Raw genomic sequence first — 17,301 nt, 5'->3', positions numbered from 1 at the left:
TTTTCAGCAAACTTATTTGCTGGTATCGAGTTCCGGGAAGCTTTTCACCAGATCGTCAATCGCTTTCATCTGCACCAGGAATGGCTCCAGCTTATCCAGCGGCAACGCGGATGGGCCATCACACAGGGCGTGTTCCGGATCCGGATGCGCTTCGATAAACAGACCGGCAATGCCGACCGCCATACCGGCACGCGCCAGCTCAGCCACCTGAGCACGACGACCGCCTGATGCTGCACCGAACGGATCGCGCGTCTGCAGCGCATGGGTCACATCGAAAATCACCGGGCTGTTTTTGGTGACTTTCTTCATCACGTTAAAGCCGAGCATATCGACAACCAGATTGTCATAGCCAAAGTTGCTGCCGCGATCACACAGAATAACCTGCTCGTTGCCACCTTCAGCGAACTTATCAACGATGTTGCCCATCTGACCCGGACTGACAAACTGTGGCTTCTTAACGTTGATAACTGCGCCGGTTTTTGCCATCGCTTCTACCAGATCAGTCTGACGCGCCAGGAAAGCTGGCAACTGAATCACATCCACCACTTCTGACACGGGCTGCGCCTGTGACGCTTCATGAACATCGGTGATGATCTTCACGCCAAAAGTCTGCTTCAGCTCCTGGAAAATCTTCATCCCTTCTTCCAGGCCCGGGCCACGATAAGAGTGAATCGAGGAGCGGTTCGCTTTATCAAACGACGCCTTAAAGACGTAAGGGATACCGAGTTTCGTGGTGACGTTGACGTAGTGTTCGCAGATGCGCATCGCCAGGTCGCGTGACTCCAGCACGTTCATCCCGCCAAACAGTACAAATGGCAGATCGTTTGCGACGTTGATATCGCCAATACTCACGACTTTCTGTGTCATGCCCTTTCCTTTTCAGTGGGTCCGCTTAGTGCAGCGTGACCTGTTTTTGTTCGATTGCGTGAATCTGAACTTTGATCATTTCGCTGACCGGGTCTTCAGGACACTGCTCAACGAAGTAAGTTAAATCATTCAGCGCGATATGTTCGCACTCCAGCTGCGCGTAGATCAAACCGCGGTCGCGAATTTCATAGGGATCATCCGGATCAATACGCAACAGCACCTGACTGACGTTCAGTGCCAGTTCCATCTTCTGCTCTTCCATCAATGCCGCTTTCAGCGTGTCGAGCATTTTGCGCATCACGGTGACGGTCTTGGCTTCGTCGAGATCATCATCATACAGACGCGCGGTCGGGCTGATGTTGCCTTTGAGCCACACTTCCAGCGTGTGCCGGTCAAGGGTTTCGCCATTGAACGGATTGATCATCCACTTGTCGCCATCAATCCAGTCCGCACGCAGAATCAACTGCGTCGGGAAAATCACCGGCATCAGCGGCAGTTCCAGCTCGGCGGCAATATGTAGCAGGATAACGCCCAGTGACACTGCCGTGCCCTGACGCGTCTTCAGCACATTGTCGATCCAGAGCGCATCAGAAAGCTTGTAGACACCGCTGGCGCCGCGAAATCCCCACTGGCGATAAAACAGCTCAAGCAGCTTTTCCAGCTGCATATCCGCATCTTCAGCGTGGCTGACATAGTCACGCGCTTCGGCGACTAACGCCGCAAGCTGCGCTTCCACCGACAACGCCGGAAAATCGGCGCGGATGGCAAGCGTAGCGCCAATCACCGCTTCACACAGCGGTGTCTGGCTGAAATCTAATTGTTCGGTCGAGGTCATACTATCCCCATAACGGCATTTTAGTCAGCGCCAGCGTAATGATGGTCACCAGGGCGAGTAACGCCACCAGAAAAGCGATCCAGCGGGTGCGATCAGTGCGTGGACGGCGACTCAATGCCACAAATCCTAAGGCGATGTAGATGATAACCGCTAAAAGCTTCTCCGTCAGCCAGCTTCCTTGCGGCGTGAAGGGATAGAAGTGAGTAATCATCACCAGCGAGACGCCGGTCACCAGTAACAGCGTGTCATTAATGTGCGGCAGAATGCGGACCCAGCGTTTCGTCATCATTGCCGAACCACAGCGCAGCCAGTAAAACCGCAGCAGGAACAGCGTCACGGTCAGCACGACGGTTAAGATGTGCAGATTTTTAATCAGAGGATAAAAGGCGACCATTATAAATCCTTTTTAAAGCGCTTTTATTAGGGGAACTGACCTAAGGTGACTCGTGGATTGCCACCGTAATCGTTGACGGTTTCAACGGCGTGATAGCCATTCTGCCGCATCAGCGTAGCCACCGCTTCGCCCTGCTGCCAGCCATGCTCCAGCAGCAGCCAGCCGCCGGGTAGCAGCCACGCAGGTGCCTGCTCGATCAGCGTGCGCAGATCCGCCAGTCCCGCCTCATCGGCCACCAGCGCGCTGCGCGGTTCGAAACGCACGTCACCCTGCTCCAGATGACTATCGCTGGCATCAATATAGGGCGGATTGCTGACGATGAGACTAAAGCGCTGCGGCGTGAGAGCCTGGAACCAGTGACTGAGCAGAAAGCGAGTGTTGCTGAGGCTGAGCTGCTGCGCATTACTGCCTGCCAGCTCAACGGCGGCCTGAATGCGATCCACGCCGGTCACCTGACAGTCGGGCCGCTCGCTGGCCAGCGCCAGCGCAATCGCTCCGGTGCCGGTGCCCATATCCAGAATGGTCGAAGGTGTCGCGGGCAGATGCGCCAGCGCCTGTTCAACCAGCAGTTCGGTATCCGGACGCGGAATCAGCGTGGCGTCAGTGACGCGCAAGGGCAGCGACCAGAACTCGCGCTCTCCCACCAGATGCGCCACCGGTTCACCCCGGGCACGACGCGCCAGCAGGCTATTCAGCTGCGCCAGCTGTTCATCGCTGAGCACCGTTTCATCAAAGGCAATTAACCAGCTGCGTGACTTGCCGGTCACGTAACCCAACAGGATCTCAGCGTCACGCTTCGGACTGTCACCACCACATAGCGTGGCAACCGCCTGTTTCAGCCAGTGACGAAAATCCATTAATCCTGACCAGCCAGCGCCGCCAGCTGATCCGCCTGGTATTCCTGCACAATCGGCTCGATCAGGCTGTCAAGTTTGCCTTCCATCACTTCATCCAGACGGTAGATCGTCAGGTTGATACGGTGATCGGTCACGCGGCCCTGCGGGAAGTTATAGGTACGGTTGCGGTCAGAGCGATCGCCGCTGCCCAGCAGGTTGCGGCGGGTGCTGGCTTCAGCGGCGTGACGGCGGGCCATCTCTGCCGCGTGAATACGCGAACCCAGCACCGCCAGCGCTTTAGCTTTGTTTTTATGCTGTGAACGTTCGTCCTGGCACTCCACCACGATGCCGGTTGGCAGGTGGGTAATACGAATCGCGGAGTCGGTGGTGTTAACGTGCTGACCGCCTGCACCAGAAGAACGGAAAGTATCGATTTTCAGGTCACCGGCATTGATCTCCGGCAGTTCCGCTTCCGGGATTTCCGGCATCACGGCAACGGTACAGGCTGAGGTATGGATACGGCCCTGAGATTCGGTCTCCGGTACACGCTGCACACGGTGGCCGCCTGACTCAAACTTCAGGCGCCCATAGGCACCGTCGCCGGTCACGCGAGCAATGACTTCTTTGTAACCGCCATGCTCGCCTTCGTTGGCGCTGATGATCTCCACGCGCCAGCGACGCGCTTCGGCATAGCGGCTGTACATACGGAACAGATCGCCGGCGAAGATCGCGGCTTCGTCGCCGCCGGTGCCGGCGCGCACTTCAATAAAGCAGGCGCGCTCATCATCGGGATCTTTCGGCAGTAACAGAACCTGCAACTGCTGCTCCAGCACGTCGTTTTTCTCACGCGCTTCCTGCAACTCTTCCTGCGCCATATCACGCATTTCAGGGTCGTCGAGCATCTGCTGCGCCGTTTCGATATCTTCCTGTACCTGCTGCCAGTCGCGGAAGCAACGGGTCACATCGGTCAGTTGGGCATATTCGCGTGACAGCGCACGGAAACGCTCCTGATCGGCGATCACGCCAGCATCGCCCAGCATCGCTTCCACTTCTTCGTGGCGCTCCTGCAGGGCTTCCAGTTTGGCAACTATAGAGGTCTTCATTTAAATGTGGGATTCCCGTAACAGGTGGCGACAGCGGTGTGCCTAGTCGAGACCCAGGCTGTCGCGTAAAATCTGCAGGCGTTCATTATCGCCATCGCGGGCGGCCTGCTGAAGTGATTTGGTTGGAGCATGTATTAAACGGTTGGTCAGCTTGTGCGCCAGTTCCTGCATGACTTTCTGCGGATCGGCACCCTGCTGCAGCGCCTGCAGCGCACGGCCTTCCAGCTCAGCGCGGATTTCATCCGCCTGAGAACGATATTCACGGATCGTATTCACCGCGCCCTGTGAGCGCAGCCACGCCATGAATTCGCTGCTTTCCTGAACCACGATGCTTTCGGCCTGAACCGCGGCCGCTTTGCGCTGCGCCAGGTTCTGTTCGATGATCGCCTGCAGGTCATCCACGCTGTAGAGATAAGCGTTAGGCAGCAGATCGCCCACTTCCGGCTCTACGTCGCGCGGCACCGCAATATCGACCAGCAGCATCGGTTTGTTGCGACGCGCTTTCAGGGCGCGCTCCATCATTCCCTTGCCGATAATCGGTAATGGACTGGAGGTTGACGAAATAATGATGTCAGCTTCAGCCAGACGGGCATCGATCTCCGCCAGCGTGATCACTTCCGCACCCACTTCCGCCGCCAGCGTTTCAGCACGCTCGCGGGTACGGTTGGCGATGATGAGATTTTTGACCTGATGCTCACGCAGATGACGCGCCACCAGCTCAATGGTTTCGCCTGCGCCGACCAGCAGTACATTGACGGAAGAGAGAGATTCGAAGATCTGGCGGGCCAGCGTACAGGCGGCAAACGCCACCGAGACCGCGTTAGCACCGATATCGGTTTCTGTGCGCACGCGTTTGGCCACAGAGAAGGTTTTCTGGAACATGCGCTCCAGTTCACTGCTCAGTGCCTGACCGCGCGAGGAGTCAGCAAACGCTTTTTTTACCTGACCGAGGATCTGGGGTTCACCGAGTACCAGGGAGTCGAGTCCGCTGGCGACGCGCATCAGATGGCTGACCGCCTCGTTATCCTGATGCCAGTAGAGGCTGTTGCGTACATCCTCTTCATCCAGCTGATGATAATTACATAACCAGCTCACCAGACGCGCCTGTAAGTCGGCCTGTTGCTCTACACTCAGGTAAAGTTCAGTCCGGTTACAGGTGGACAACACCACGCCGCTCTGCACCATTGGCTGTGATAACAGGCTGTTTAACGCCTGCTCAAGCGTCTCCGGCCCGAACGAGACGCGTTCGCGCAGAGCAATGGGGGCTGTCTTGTGATTGATTCCGAGAGCGAGCAGCGTCATGGCGGTTTTAGTTGGGATGTCCCAATAATGTCAGGGTTTTGTGATGCGCATTCTACAAGATGCGGCAGATCAAGAAAAGCCATACAAAGGCTATGACTGTAATAAGATTAACCCGATCGTGCGCAATTTGCTGCATAACAGCATTGACGGTTAAAACCGGGACGGTTAGCGTTATCCGTTACGAAAAATACATGTGTCCGAGGAGATGACCACTTGATGCTTAATACACCACGCAATCTGTTGCGCCTTTTGCCCCTTGCCAGCGTCCTGCTGGCGGCCTGTAGCGTCAACAAACCGCAAGGCCCGGGCCCCAGCGTTACCGCGCCACAGTGGCAACAGCATCAGCAGGCGGTCTCAAAGGTTACGCACTATCAGACCCGCGGTGCCTTTGCCTACCTCTCTGACAAGCAGAAAGTCTATGCCCGCTTCAACTGGCAACAGACCGCGCCTGATCGCTATCGCCTGCTGCTGACCAATCCACTGGGCAGTACCGAACTGCAGCTTGATGCACAGGGCTCGGTGGTGCAGATCGTCGATAACAAAGGCAAGCGTTACGTCAGCAATGATGCACAGAAGATGATTTCGCAACTTACTGGCATGAACATTCCGCTGGCAAACCTGCGCCAGTGGATGATGGGTCTGCCTGGCGATGCCACCGATTATCAGCTTAACGAGAACTATCAGCTAAGCAGCCTGAACTACAGCCGCGACGGCCAGAACTGGCAGGTGTCTATTGCGGGTTACGATAGCAAAGTTACCCCACCGCTGCCGTCCAGCCTGGAGCTGAAAGAGGGTGATCAGCGAATTAAACTGCGTATGGACGGCTGGACCGTTCAATGATCACCCACTGGCCTGCCCCGGCAAAACTGAATCTTTTTCTCTACATCACTGGCCGTCGTCCCGACGGCTATCACAACCTGCAGACGCTGTTTCAGTTTCTGGATTACGGTGACCAGTTGCAGATTACCGTTGATGACAGCGATTCCATTCAGCTGTTAACGCCGGTGGCAGGCGTCGCGGATGCAGATAACCTGATTGTGCGCGCCGCAAATAGGCTGAAACAGGCAGCCCTGAATAAGCATTGCCTGCCTGCTCGTGCTGGCGCACAGATCGCCATTGAGAAGCATCTGCCCATGGGGGGCGGCCTCGGTGGAGGTTCATCGGATGCTGCTACCGTACTGGTGGCGCTGAATCATCTGTGGCAAACCGGCTTCACACCGGATGAGCTGGCAGCAATTGGCGTGAAACTGGGCGCGGATGTGCCGGTGTTTGTGCACGGCTTCGCGGCTTTTGCGCAGGGAGTGGGTGAACAACTTCAGCCCGCAGAGCCGGAAGAAAAGTGGTATCTTGTCGCTCATCCCGGCGTGAACATCAGCACACCAGTGGTATTCAACGACCCCGAACTGACGCGTGATACCCCATCGCGCAGTTTATCGACGCTTTTAGCTGCACCCTTCACCAATGATTGTGAAGCAGTGGTAAGAAAACGTTTTCGTAAGGTTGATGAGCTTGTTTCCTGGCTGCTAGAATACGCGCCGTCACGCCTGACTGGCACGGGCGCTTGTGTGTTTGCTGAATTCGACACTGAGTCTGCTGCCCGTCAGGTGCTGGAGCTTGCCCCGAATGGGGTGCGCGGATTTGTAGCCCGGGGCGTAAATGTTTCGCCGCTACAGCGTACCCTGCGAGGCGATTAGCGATTGCGTGACAGTGTCACCACGTTCCAGACACTGCACGTTTCGCATCAACACACCCGTGTGAACGCACATGACTGTACGCGCCGGTTACTGTCATGCCGTTCATTCTCTGGACGCAAAGCCTGAGGTTCTTCTCGTGCCTGATATGAAGCTATTTGCTGGTAACGCCACCCCGGAACTAGCACAACGTATTGCCAACCGCCTTTACACCAGCCTGGGAGACGCCGCTGTAGGACGTTTCAGTGATGGTGAAGTGAGCGTACAGATTAACGAAAATGTACGCGGTGGTGATATTTTCATCATCCAGTCCACCTGTGCCCCCACCAACGATAATCTGATGGAACTGGTTGTGATGGTCGACGCGCTGCGTCGTGCTTCTGCTGGTCGTATTACCGCAGTCATTCCCTACTTTGGTTATGCCCGTCAGGATCGCCGCGTGCGTTCCGCGCGTGTGCCAATCACCGCAAAAGTAGTGGCAGACTTCCTTTCCAGCGTCGGTGTTGACCGTGTTCTGACGGTTGACCTGCACGCCGAGCAGATCCAGGGCTTCTTCGACGTCCCGGTTGATAACGTATTTGGCAGTCCGATCCTGCTGGAAGATATGATGCAGATCGGTCTGGAAAACCCGATTGTTGTTTCTCCCGATATTGGTGGCGTAGTACGTGCCCGTGCTATCGCTAAACTGCTGAACGACACCGATATGGCTATCATTGATAAACGCCGCCCTCGCGCGAACGTTTCTCAGGTGATGCACATTATTGGTGACGTTGCTGGCCGCGACTGTGTGCTGGTCGACGACATGATCGACACCGGCGGCACGCTGTGCAAAGCGGCTGAAGCGCTGAAAGAGCGTGGTGCTAAACGCGTGTTTGCTTACGCGACGCACCCGATCTTCTCCGGCAATGCGGTTGAAAACCTGCGTAAATCCGTTCTGGACCAGGTGATCGTCTGCGATACCATCCCACTGTCTGACGAGATTAAGTCACTGCCGAATGTGCGCACGCTGACTTTATCTGGCATGCTGGCCGAAGCGATTCGCCGTATCAGTAACGAAGAATCGATCTCGGCGATGTTCGAGCATTAATTCTTCGCGGAACCGGGCCCTGTGCCCGGTTTTTTTAAGCCAGCCAGTCGCCCGACTAACGCACTTCTTTTTCTGATTTTTCCGCGATAAATTTCCCCATTATCCCCTATTTTCAACGCCACTCACTCTTTTAGTAAAACGCTGCGTTCCCCGCTTCTGCCCGATGCCGTTAAGTGGTAATTTGCAACGCAATTTTAATAAGAACCCGGCCCTCATGAACCTCGATATCTATACCTTATTTATTTGCGAGCTTTATGTACTGGGGTTTCTGAGCATCATCATGGTCTTTGCCTGGATTGGATCGCAGTATGACCGCGTTCTGGGCTTCACCTGCCTGTCGCTGATATTTACCCTGATTTCCGTGTTCTTAAGTAGCCTGCGCAGCAGTGGTCTGCATTTTCTGCCGATTGCGGTGGGCAATGTTTTAGTGATGCTGGCTTATGGCGGATTGTTAAATGCGTTGCGGCGCTTGAGTGGCAAACCCATCGGTACCCACTGGCTGCTGGGCGCGCTGCTCTGGGCACTCCTCTGCTGCTTTCCGGCCTTCTATTACAGCTTGCCCAGGCGAGTATTTGTGCTGTGTATCGCCTGTATGGCCTATACCGCAGCATTTATTCAACTGGTCTGGCTGGCTCGTGACTCGCTAAAATCGACTTTCTGGCCTGCACAGTTGCTGCTGTGGATTCACCTGCTGTTTCATCTGGCGCGCATTTTTCTGGATAGCGCCATTGCCAGTACCAGGCATGGTGCCATTGGCGGATCGGACTTCTCGGTTTACGTGATTCTGGAGTCCATTCTGTTTGTCATTGGCCTGACATTTACCATTCTGGCCATGGTGAATGAGCGGATGCAGAGCGTGTTGAAACACACTTCCCTGCACGATCCGCTGACCAGCGCCTGGAATCGCCGTGCTTTATTTAACGAAGCAGAAAAAATTGTGGCGCATTGCCGCCGTCAGAACCGGCCTTATAGTGCAATCCTGTTCGATCTTGATCACTTCAAGAGCATTAATGATCGGTATGGGCATCAGCAGGGTGACCAGATTTTGATCCACTTTTGCGGCATTGTCAGAGAGCTGATGCCTGCTGACGGGCGCTTTGCAAGGCTGGGTGGAGAGGAGTTTGCGGCGATAATCCCGGCCGGAGCAAAGGAGACGGAAGCCTGGTGTGAAGCGACACGACTGGCGGTTTGTAAGTCACAGCCCAATGAGATTACCTATTCAGTCAGCATTGGATTCGCAACGCTGACCCAACCGCATCAGGGCTTTGAGGATTTACTGGCACTGGCAGATGCGGCGCTTTATCACGCGAAAGCCAGTGGCCGGAACTGCACTGCGCAGCATCCGGTCCCGGCTGCACTCACTTAATGATGTGAGTTGTGCGATCTGCGGCAGCGTTTGTCATAGTGACGCAGCCAGTAATAACGATCTTCTACCTTTTCACGACCACTCAGACCGGCGCCCACCAGCCATAGCAGCGCACCAATAAAGATGCCTAAAATCGCCCCCTGAGCCAGAAGCTGTGGCAGATCAAGTGAGGGGAGCTGATTAATAATTGAGAAGCCGACGCCCAGCACCATTGTCACTAATCCCAGTACCATCAAGCTGTTACCTGCTACACGGCAGTGTTGGTATTTCATGCTGCACCCCCATCCTTATGAGAAAATGACCGCACACAATGTTAAGTGCCATAAGTTTAGGCAATGGGTAAAGATTACGTTGCGGACTGGATCACACATCAGTCATAAAGCATTCCCTGGCCCTGAGTCCAGCCTGTTGATTTAGATAGAAAATGATTAATCACTTCACTGAACCATTTCGGCGCTTGTGCTTTGTCATCCTGGCTGTGGCGAAGTAAACTAACGCCCTTTCGCAATAACAGCAGGATAATCATTGTGAGCAGCATTAAACTGATTGTGGGCCTTGCCAATCCGGGCGCTGAATATGCCGCCACGCGCCACAATGCGGGTGCCTGGTATCTGGATTTACTGGCTGAGCGCCACAATCAGTCATTGAAAGAGGAAGGCAAATTCTACGGCTACACCGCCCGCCTGATGATCGCCGGAGAGGATGTGCGCCTGCTGGTGCCGACCACCTTTATGAACCTGAGCGGTAAAGCGGTTGCTGCGATGGCGACCTTTTATCGCATCGCGCCGGAAGAGATTCTGGTGGCACACGATGAACTTGATCTGCCACCCGGCGTGGCGAAATTCAAGCAGGGCGGCGGCCATGGCGGTCACAACGGTCTGAAAGACATCATCAGCAAACTGGGCAACAACAACAATTTTCATCGGCTCCGCATCGGCATCGGGCATCCCGGCGATCGCAATAAGGTAACCGGATTTGTACTGGGCAAGCCGCCTGCCAGTGAGCAGAAGCTGATTGATGATGCCATTGATGAAGCGGTGCGCTGCACCGAACTGTGGCTGAAAGAGGATCGCATCAAGGCGATGAACCGGCTGCACGCCTTCAAGCCTGCTTAAACGCCCGAATCGTCGTGATTCCGTGTATAATGCGCGAAATTTTTCTATTCGTCTCCGACAGTCCGTCGCCTGACGTGCTGTCCATCCAGTTATAAAGGGTATCAAACCATGGGATTCAAATGCGGTATCGTGGGCCTGCCGAACGTCGGTAAATCCACTCTGTTCAACGCGCTGACTAAAGCGGGCATCGAAGCGGCTAACTTCCCTTTCTGCACCATTGAGCCAAACACCGGTGTGGTGCCAATGCCTGACCTGCGTCTCGACCAGCTTTCTGAGATTGTTAAGCCACAGCGCGTGGTGCCGACTACCATGGAATTCGTCGATATCGCGGGCCTGGTGAAAGGCGCGTCAAAAGGTGAAGGCCTGGGCAACCAGTTCCTGACCAACATCCGCGAAACCGAAGCGATCGGCCACGTGGTGCGCTGCTTTGAAAACGACAACATCATCCACGTGGCGGGTAAAGTGAACCCGGCTGAAGATATTGATGTGATCAACACCGAACTGGCCCTGTCCGATCTTGAGACCTGTGAACGTGCGATTCAGCGTGTGCAGAAGAAAGCCAAAGGCGGCGACAAAGATGCCAAAGCCGAGCTGGCTGCACTGGAAAAATGCCTGCCGCATCTTTCTGATGCAGGCATGCTGCGTTCACTGGATCTGGATGCAGACGACAAAGCGGCCATCCGCTATCTGAGCTTCCTGACCCTGAAACCCACCATGTACATTGCTAACGTCAATGAAGATGGTTTCGAGAACAACCCGTACCTGGATCAGGTGCGCGCTATCGCCGAAGCAGAAGGTTCTGTGGTGGTGCCTGTGTGTGCCGCTGTTGAGTCTGACATTGCTGAGCTGGAAGATGAAGACCGTGACGAGTTCATGGCCGAACTGGGACTGGAAGAACCGGGCCTTAACCGCGTGATCCGCGCCGGTTACTCGCTGCTTAACCTGCAGACCTACTTCACCGCTGGCGTGAAAGAAGTGCGTGCATGGACCATCCCGGTTGGCGCAACAGCCCCACAGGCAGCCGGTAAAATCCATACCGACTTTGAGAAAGGTTTTATCCGCGCCCAGACCATCGCGTTTGAAGACTTTATCGCCTATAAAGGCGAGCAAGGTGCGAAAGAAGCCGGCAAGATGCGTTCAGAAGGTAAAGAGTACATCGTGAAAGATGGCGATGTGATGAACTTCCTGTTCAACGTCTGATTAAAATGTGTGTCTCATGGGTTTTTACTGAATCTCATGAAGATCAAACAAATTATAAAATCCACGCATTTGCGTGGATTTTTTTATTTCATAATGTCTCAATTCATCTCGTAACAATGCTGTCAAAAATGAGTACATGGATGAGTACAACATTCTTCTATCTTCATTTTAAGTGAGTACATTAACGGTATAATAAATAAACAAGGCCCCGCTATGCTCACTGATACGCAATCCCGCACTGCCCGGCCGAAAAAAACTCTATCGGCTCAAGGGTTACAATGGTCTCTACCTCGAAGTGAAACCCAATGGCAAAAAGGTATGGCGCTATCGGTTTAAACTCAACGGTAAATCCAGCATGTTCGCGTTGGGTGAGTACCCGACGGTCAAACTTGCCGAAGCTCGCGAGAAATGCGAGCAAGCTCGTAAACAAGTCGCGAATGGAGTTAGCCCGACACAGGCTCGCCAGTTAGATAAGATCCGCAAGGTCAACGACGCATCCAACGCCTTTGAGCTGATCGCCAAAGAGTGGTTGCAGATGAAAGACTGGGCCGAAATCACCAAAACTCGCCGCCTTGATATGCTTGAGCGTGTAGTTTTCCCCGCCATCGGCAAACTTCCTATCAGGGAAATCACCTCGCACCACATTCTTAAAATTCTTCAGGAAACGGCTAAGCGCGGCGCTCCGACCGTTGCCGCTGAAGCCCGCCGCACCATTTCATCCGTTTTTGAGCTGGCGGTGGCGACGCTCAGAGCAGATAGCGATCCTGTCTGGCCGGTGCGTAAGGCGATTCTGGCAAACAAAACGCAGCACAAACAGGCATTGAATCCGCAGCAAATCGGGAAGCTATTAAGCTGTTTTGACAACAGTCGCGGCTCATACCAGGTTAACTATTGCATGTGGCTTATGTGGTGGACGCTAGCGCGACCAGCCGAAGCCACCGAAGCTGAATGGACAGAATTCGATCTTGATAACGCCCTATGGGCCATTCCGGCTGCGCGAATGAAAGCCCGCAGAGAACACGTTATTCCCCTACCCTTCCAAGCTGTCAAAATGCTCAGAACACTACAGGGATTAACCGGGCATCGGCAGCACCTTTTCCCGGGTAGAGATAATCCGCTAGGACCAATGACATCGCACTCGCTGCGCCAACTACTTAAAAGCCTCTGATGGAGTGGCATTTTTAGTCCCCATGCTACCCGAACTACAGGAAGTACGCGTTTAAACGAAATGGGCTATCGACCTGATGCTATTGAGGCCCAACTTGCGCACGCTGATACCAACAATGTTCGTCGCACTTATAACCATGCGACCTATCTTGATGAACGGAAAGTGATGATGCAGGAATGGGCAGATAAGCTTGATGAATGGGTAAACTGCAATGTCAGAAGTGGTGATATTCTATAAACCGGGATGCATTGATGTGTTAGTACTGGTAAGTAAGATAAATAAAATCAATAAATTAAATTAAGCCAGCATAACCAATTGAATTATCTGATGTCACTCCCATCGGATTTAGTCAAGATTACATTTAGGTCTAAAGGTGGAAAAGTATCCTGCTGCAGTGCCTCTTCCTCCAACAATGCCTCTCTGGCGAAACCCTATTCATTTATTTGGCTGCCTCTTAAAGCTCGCGAGGTTATCAGGCTAATAGCGCCCGGACCTGTGTTGACGATCCGGGCGCGACGCGAGACCTTGCTGCCAGTATTGCGCCGACAGGCCGCGGCTAATCGTATCGATAGACGGGCGGCAAAAGGCGGCCACTCCGGTGTGGATAATATTTTTCGTGACTTTATTAACTGATGCAGGTAACGATACTATCGGTAAAGAAAGAGTAGTGACCGGTGAAGTTTTTACCTGCATATAACGTGTTATTAATAGTATGCGTAAGCATCAATGTAAAAGTTTTCCGCTCTGTATCAACCTCTGATAGATATGAGCTGCTGAAATCAATAAAACCTTTTATTTCCGGCCATAACGCTTTGAAAAGCGTTTCTTTCGCAGAAAACACCAGCAGTAACGCCTGCGAATAAGGCAGCGAAAGCGTTCTTAAGAATGCCTGCTCTTCCATGCTGGTAAACATATCGCCCGTATTAAGAAGAAGCGTCGGATTATGCTTTTCAATATCAACGCCAGGATGTAAGCCCGACGTTTCCTTAACTAATACGGCAATGGCGTGGGAGTGAGTATGAGAGAGACTTCCTCGCCACCCCGCAGGCCATACGGGAACGCCACGGCTTGCGCCAACAATGGGTGAATGAACCCTGTGCTGTTTTAATAATACAGAGCAACAGTAGCGCCCGGCAAAATATTCAGCTTTACGTTTAACGCCTGCCTCAGATAATACATCCGGCAAAGGAATCCCGGCGATAGCAAATAAATCATCCGTAAAAGAGTTACTGTCATACTCAAGCATACAATAAGCAAGCTGCGATTGATGTTGAAAATATCCTAAAGCACCTTTAAGAACAAAAGGCGGATCTGAAAAGTGAAATGTTGGTGAAAACATTTTAATATCCCTGCCAGTAATAATAATTAAACAGGCATTTTCATTTACACGTCATTGAGTGCACTTTACCAAAAAACGGATAAAACACAACCAATAAAATAACCCAGCGGCCTGAACGAAAAGGCTGGACAAAATCTTTATCTTATTAAGGGTTAATCTCATCAGATGAGAACAGAAGAATGTGCTGCCACACAACAATATGATTTATTTACTATTTGTAGAAGCACTCCTTGTTTAAGGATGCGAATTATAACACAGTTGTACTAAAGTAGAGGATGCGGTACAGTTAACCTTATGTAATCATAAGCATTATTATTAAATACAATATATTCTGCTTACTTTTTTGAAGTTATTTTTTTTCGCCACTGTGGAAATGTATGAGAGATAAAAAGAAAGAGATTATAATTGCCGCCTCCTCGCTTTTTAATCGCGAAGGTTATGTCAATTCCAGCCTGGATAAAATCGCTAGTTTCGCGCAAGTCTCAAAAATGACTTTGTATAAATATTTTGTAGACAAAGAAGCTATTATTCTTGAGGTGCTAGCGCTCAGACGGAAAGAATTTATCGAGGATTTACGCGCAATCATTGCATCTCAGAGCAAGCCGCGAATGCAGTTACAATCTATTTTTGACTATTATGGCAAATGGTTCGCAGAAGATGATTTCAATGGATGTATGTTTGCCAGGGCTGTTGCTGATAACGGCATGTCGTCTTCACTGATCGTTAAAGCGAACGATGAATTTAAAGTTGAATTATATACCCTTTTGCTTAACATTTTACGTCAGATATTAAAGCCCGAACCAGCCGAACGTTGTACGTTAAGCATGATTATTCTTATAGATGGCGCGATATCTCTTGCACTTAGCCCATCTTTATCGCGCGAGTACCCTCCGGCGATGCTTGCATGGATGGCGGCAAAGACCCATATTTTCGCGCAAGGGGGCGAGTGGTAAAACGCGCCGCTTTCATTCACAACAAACTGTACTAACGAGTACAATTTTGCCGTCAGAAATGGCGGCACTCTTAAAAAACCATCCGCGTTAAAAATTTTATTACTTTAAAAACAAACACATAAAAATATTTTAACCATTTATTTACATTTCTTTAAGAAAACTATTGCGTATAAAAATCGCTCTGGTATGTTTTTCTGAAATTGTCATGAATTTCAGGAAAGGGATCAATGAAGCCTGTAGCTAACACCGTCGTTGTGGCAGTGCATGATCAATTAATAAAACTAATTAACGATCCGCATCTAAATGAAACACTTGCGGCAACGCCCCATATTACCGAAGAAATTATTAATCTGAGTCTTCAGCAGTTCACAGCGGCATATGATGAGGAAGACCTGGCCGCCCGTGAAACAGTGCAACGCAGCCTGTTTCTCATTTACAACTGCCTGCTAGCAGACCCGCTGTCAGCCGCAGCGAAAAATCAACATCACCCTTTTTTGATGACGTTAAAGAATTTAATCGAGCGTCACTGGCTGGAATATGAATTCAGGCGTTATCCCTTCAAGCTGCCTGATAAAAACGCCGATGCACCTTCAGTTATTGCTGACTTACTTGAGCTTTACCATACGCATCGCGCCTCGCACCACCCTCTTTTTGATTTTCTGGGGAGCGAGGCTAATGGAGAGCAATTCCGTTTATTTTTTAAAAGCGACAGCGCACTTAATATTCTCTTTTTCGATCTCGTCGCTTTAATGTTGCCGGGTTCAGCCCCTTCTACACGCGCAGAAATTTGTAAAAATCTCTGGGATGAAGCAGGCCAGGGTAATCCGCAACACACACATGTGGAATTATATAAACATCTACTTTCTGGCTGCGCGATAGAACTAGCGGAAAATCATTTTACCTCATTGTATAGCTGGCAGGGCTATACCGGATATAATGTTTTTATGCTCGGCGCAACAAATCGCCAGTATTACTATAAGTTAATTGGCGCCATGGCAATGACAGAACTTCTGGACCCTCCGCATTACAGTAAACTGGTTAAAGGTTGTCAACGCCTCAATATAGATAATAAACATACGCTTTATTATCGGGAACATATTGAAGTGGATATTGATCACGCCTCCGGCTGGTTAGAGCACGTCATTACGCCGCTGATAAACACTCATCCGGCATCGGCAGGAGAAATTATAATAGGCGCAGCCCTGCGTTTGCAAAGCTGCGCGGATTATTATGACAGCCTATTGCATAAGATGACATGCTGATTTAAAGAAAAATACTTAAAGCTCTTCACGCCATAATAACAGCGTTCTTTTTTATAAAGAAATCAACAGCTTTTTATTTTTAAAAATCAAATATATAAAGGCCACTTTATATGGAATCTTTTGTTTTAAATGCGATATCAGGCATAACGCATGGTTTTGGCACCCTGCATGAGCCTATATTACCCTTTGCCAGAACACACTGGCACGCGCGTCCGATGAAGACCCAGGTGCATGGGGTTAATATTGCTATCGCGACGGAAAACCGCCAGCAAGTGGGGCCAGTTGATGGCTGGTATACGGAAAAAAGAAATATACTGCTTACGCTGGTTAATGCGGATTGCTACCCCGTTCTTTTTTCGCGTAAGGATGGCACAGCCATCGCAGCGCTGCATGTTGGCTGGCGTGGCGCATTTAATGGTATTATTTATAATTTAAAAGAACTAATAAATAACCAGGGGGACGACCTTGAAAATTGGGTTGCTGGTATAGGCCCGGGTGCCATGCCATGTTGCTATGAAGTATCACAGGAATTAATTGACGCATTCTCTGACCGCTACCCGATAAATTCTGAATTACTGAACCCACAACCCCGAAAATTAAATTTATTAGCGGTTATTGCACATCAATTGCGGGATATTGGCATCACCTGCTTTGATAGCCTGTCGCTTTGTACAATTTGTAGCGTTGATATTAACACGCAAGGTGAAACGCACCCTGTATTTCATAGCTACAGACGGGATGGTAATAAAGATGTGCAAGTTAGTGCAATTATGATGCTGTAAT

Annotated in this window: 17 protein-coding genes and 1 pseudogene; 10 read left to right on the top strand and 8 right to left on the bottom strand. The window is 51.4% G+C overall.

Annotation, left to right across the window (positions count from 1 at the left end):
- Window positions 1-12 precede the first annotated feature (12 nt).
- From kdsA to hemA, 6 genes are read right to left on the bottom strand one after another with little or no spacing between them, the layout of a single operon-like run.
- Window positions 13-867: a 3-deoxy-8-phosphooctulonate synthase gene (kdsA, locus tag H7K52_RS03955; protein ID WP_003850840.1), complete on the bottom strand. Its 855-nt coding sequence runs from the start codon at window positions 865-867 to the stop codon at window positions 13-15.
- A 25-nt stretch (window positions 868-892) separates the two neighbouring features.
- Complete coding sequence (gene sirB1, locus H7K52_RS03950; RefSeq protein ID WP_003850839.1) at window positions 893-1,702, bottom strand: invasion regulator SirB1; 810 nt, start codon at window positions 1,700-1,702, stop codon at window positions 893-895.
- A gap of 1 nt (window position 1,703) precedes the next feature.
- Complete coding sequence (locus H7K52_RS03945) at window positions 1,704-2,096, bottom strand: SirB2 family protein (RefSeq protein WP_003850837.1); 393 nt, start codon at window positions 2,094-2,096, stop codon at window positions 1,704-1,706.
- A gap of 26 nt (window positions 2,097-2,122) precedes the next feature.
- Window positions 2,123-2,953, bottom strand: coding sequence for a peptide chain release factor N(5)-glutamine methyltransferase (gene prmC / locus H7K52_RS03940; protein WP_003850834.1), 831 nt, complete (start codon window positions 2,951-2,953; stop codon window positions 2,123-2,125).
- Window positions 2,953-4,035, bottom strand: a complete 1,083-nt coding sequence (gene prfA, locus H7K52_RS03935; protein WP_003850832.1) for a peptide chain release factor 1 — start codon at window positions 4,033-4,035, stop codon at window positions 2,953-2,955. The genes prmC and prfA overlap by 1 nt, the downstream gene beginning before the upstream one ends.
- Before the next feature lie 42 nt (window positions 4,036-4,077).
- The gene (hemA, locus tag H7K52_RS03930; RefSeq protein ID WP_182629739.1) at window positions 4,078-5,337 is read right to left on the bottom strand and encodes a glutamyl-tRNA reductase; all 1,260 of its coding nucleotides are present in this window, start codon (window positions 5,335-5,337) and stop codon (window positions 4,078-4,080) included.
- Window positions 5,338-5,553: 216 nt separating this feature from the next.
- Between hemA and lolB the strand changes: the two genes are divergently transcribed.
- From lolB to H7K52_RS03910, 4 genes are all read left to right on the top strand, one after another.
- Window positions 5,554-6,177, top strand: coding sequence for a lipoprotein insertase outer membrane protein LolB (gene lolB, locus H7K52_RS03925; protein WP_008926155.1), 624 nt, complete (start codon window positions 5,554-5,556; stop codon window positions 6,175-6,177).
- Window positions 6,174-7,031, top strand: a complete 858-nt coding sequence (ispE, locus tag H7K52_RS03920) for a 4-(cytidine 5'-diphospho)-2-C-methyl-D-erythritol kinase (RefSeq protein ID WP_003850827.1) — start codon at window positions 6,174-6,176, stop codon at window positions 7,029-7,031. The genes lolB and ispE overlap by 4 nt, the downstream gene beginning before the upstream one ends.
- Before the next feature lie 136 nt (window positions 7,032-7,167).
- The gene (gene prs, locus H7K52_RS03915) at window positions 7,168-8,115 is read left to right on the top strand and encodes a ribose-phosphate diphosphokinase (protein ID WP_003850825.1); all 948 of its coding nucleotides are present in this window, start codon (window positions 7,168-7,170) and stop codon (window positions 8,113-8,115) included.
- A gap of 214 nt (window positions 8,116-8,329) precedes the next feature.
- Window positions 8,330-9,481 carry a GGDEF domain-containing protein gene (locus H7K52_RS03910; protein ID WP_003850823.1) on the top strand — a complete coding sequence of 384 codons (1,152 nt, stop codon included), beginning with the start codon at window positions 8,330-8,332 and terminating at the stop codon, window positions 9,479-9,481.
- On the opposite strand, the gene ychH is transcribed toward H7K52_RS03910, so the two are convergent.
- Window positions 9,478-9,753 (bottom strand): stress-induced protein YchH, encoded by a 276-nt coding sequence (ychH, locus tag H7K52_RS03905; protein ID WP_008926152.1) that lies wholly within the window; start codon window positions 9,751-9,753, stop codon window positions 9,478-9,480. The genes H7K52_RS03910 and ychH overlap by 4 nt on opposite strands.
- Window positions 9,754-10,008: 255 nt before the next feature.
- On the opposite strand from ychH, the gene pth reads away from it, so the two are divergent.
- The 3 genes and pseudogenes from pth to H7K52_RS03890 all read left to right on the top strand — a co-directional run bounded on the left by pth (window position 10,009) and on the right by H7K52_RS03890 (window position 13,201).
- On the top strand, window positions 10,009-10,596 hold the full coding sequence (gene pth / locus H7K52_RS03900) for an aminoacyl-tRNA hydrolase (protein ID WP_003850818.1): 588 nt from the start codon (window positions 10,009-10,011) through the stop codon (window positions 10,594-10,596).
- Between the two features lie 108 nt (window positions 10,597-10,704).
- Window positions 10,705-11,796, top strand: coding sequence for a redox-regulated ATPase YchF (ychF, locus tag H7K52_RS03895; protein ID WP_182629738.1), 1,092 nt, complete (start codon window positions 10,705-10,707; stop codon window positions 11,794-11,796).
- 213 nt (window positions 11,797-12,009) lie between these two features.
- Window positions 12,010-13,201, top strand: a pseudogene (locus tag H7K52_RS03890) (tyrosine-type recombinase/integrase).
- A 388-nt stretch (window positions 13,202-13,589) separates the two neighbouring features.
- Here the strand turns inward: H7K52_RS03890 and H7K52_RS03885 are convergent.
- On the bottom strand, window positions 13,590-14,303 hold the full coding sequence (locus tag H7K52_RS03885) for a 4'-phosphopantetheinyl transferase family protein (protein ID WP_182629737.1): 714 nt from the start codon (window positions 14,301-14,303) through the stop codon (window positions 13,590-13,592).
- A gap of 377 nt (window positions 14,304-14,680) precedes the next feature.
- Between H7K52_RS03885 and H7K52_RS03880 the strand changes: the two genes are divergently transcribed.
- The 3 genes from H7K52_RS03880 (at window position 14,681) to H7K52_RS03870 (ending at window position 17,300) form a co-directional block, all read left to right on the top strand.
- Window positions 14,681-15,256 carry a TetR/AcrR family transcriptional regulator gene (locus H7K52_RS03880; protein ID WP_182629736.1) on the top strand — a complete coding sequence of 192 codons (576 nt, stop codon included), beginning with the start codon at window positions 14,681-14,683 and terminating at the stop codon, window positions 15,254-15,256.
- Window positions 15,257-15,483: 227 nt separating this feature from the next.
- Complete coding sequence (locus H7K52_RS03875; protein WP_182629735.1) at window positions 15,484-16,518, top strand: iron-containing redox enzyme family protein; 1,035 nt, start codon at window positions 15,484-15,486, stop codon at window positions 16,516-16,518.
- A gap of 110 nt (window positions 16,519-16,628) precedes the next feature.
- Window positions 16,629-17,300: a purine nucleoside phosphorylase YfiH/LACC1 family protein gene (locus H7K52_RS03870; protein WP_182629734.1), complete on the top strand. Its 672-nt coding sequence runs from the start codon at window positions 16,629-16,631 to the stop codon at window positions 17,298-17,300.
- Window position 17,301 lies beyond the last annotated feature (1 nt).

Source organism: Pantoea hericii (assembly GCF_014155795.1).
GTDB lineage: Bacteria > Pseudomonadota > Gammaproteobacteria > Enterobacterales > Enterobacteriaceae > Pantoea > Pantoea eucalypti.
Note: the sequence above shows the minus strand (reverse complement) of the source record. Positions and strands in the feature narration are given on the sequence as shown.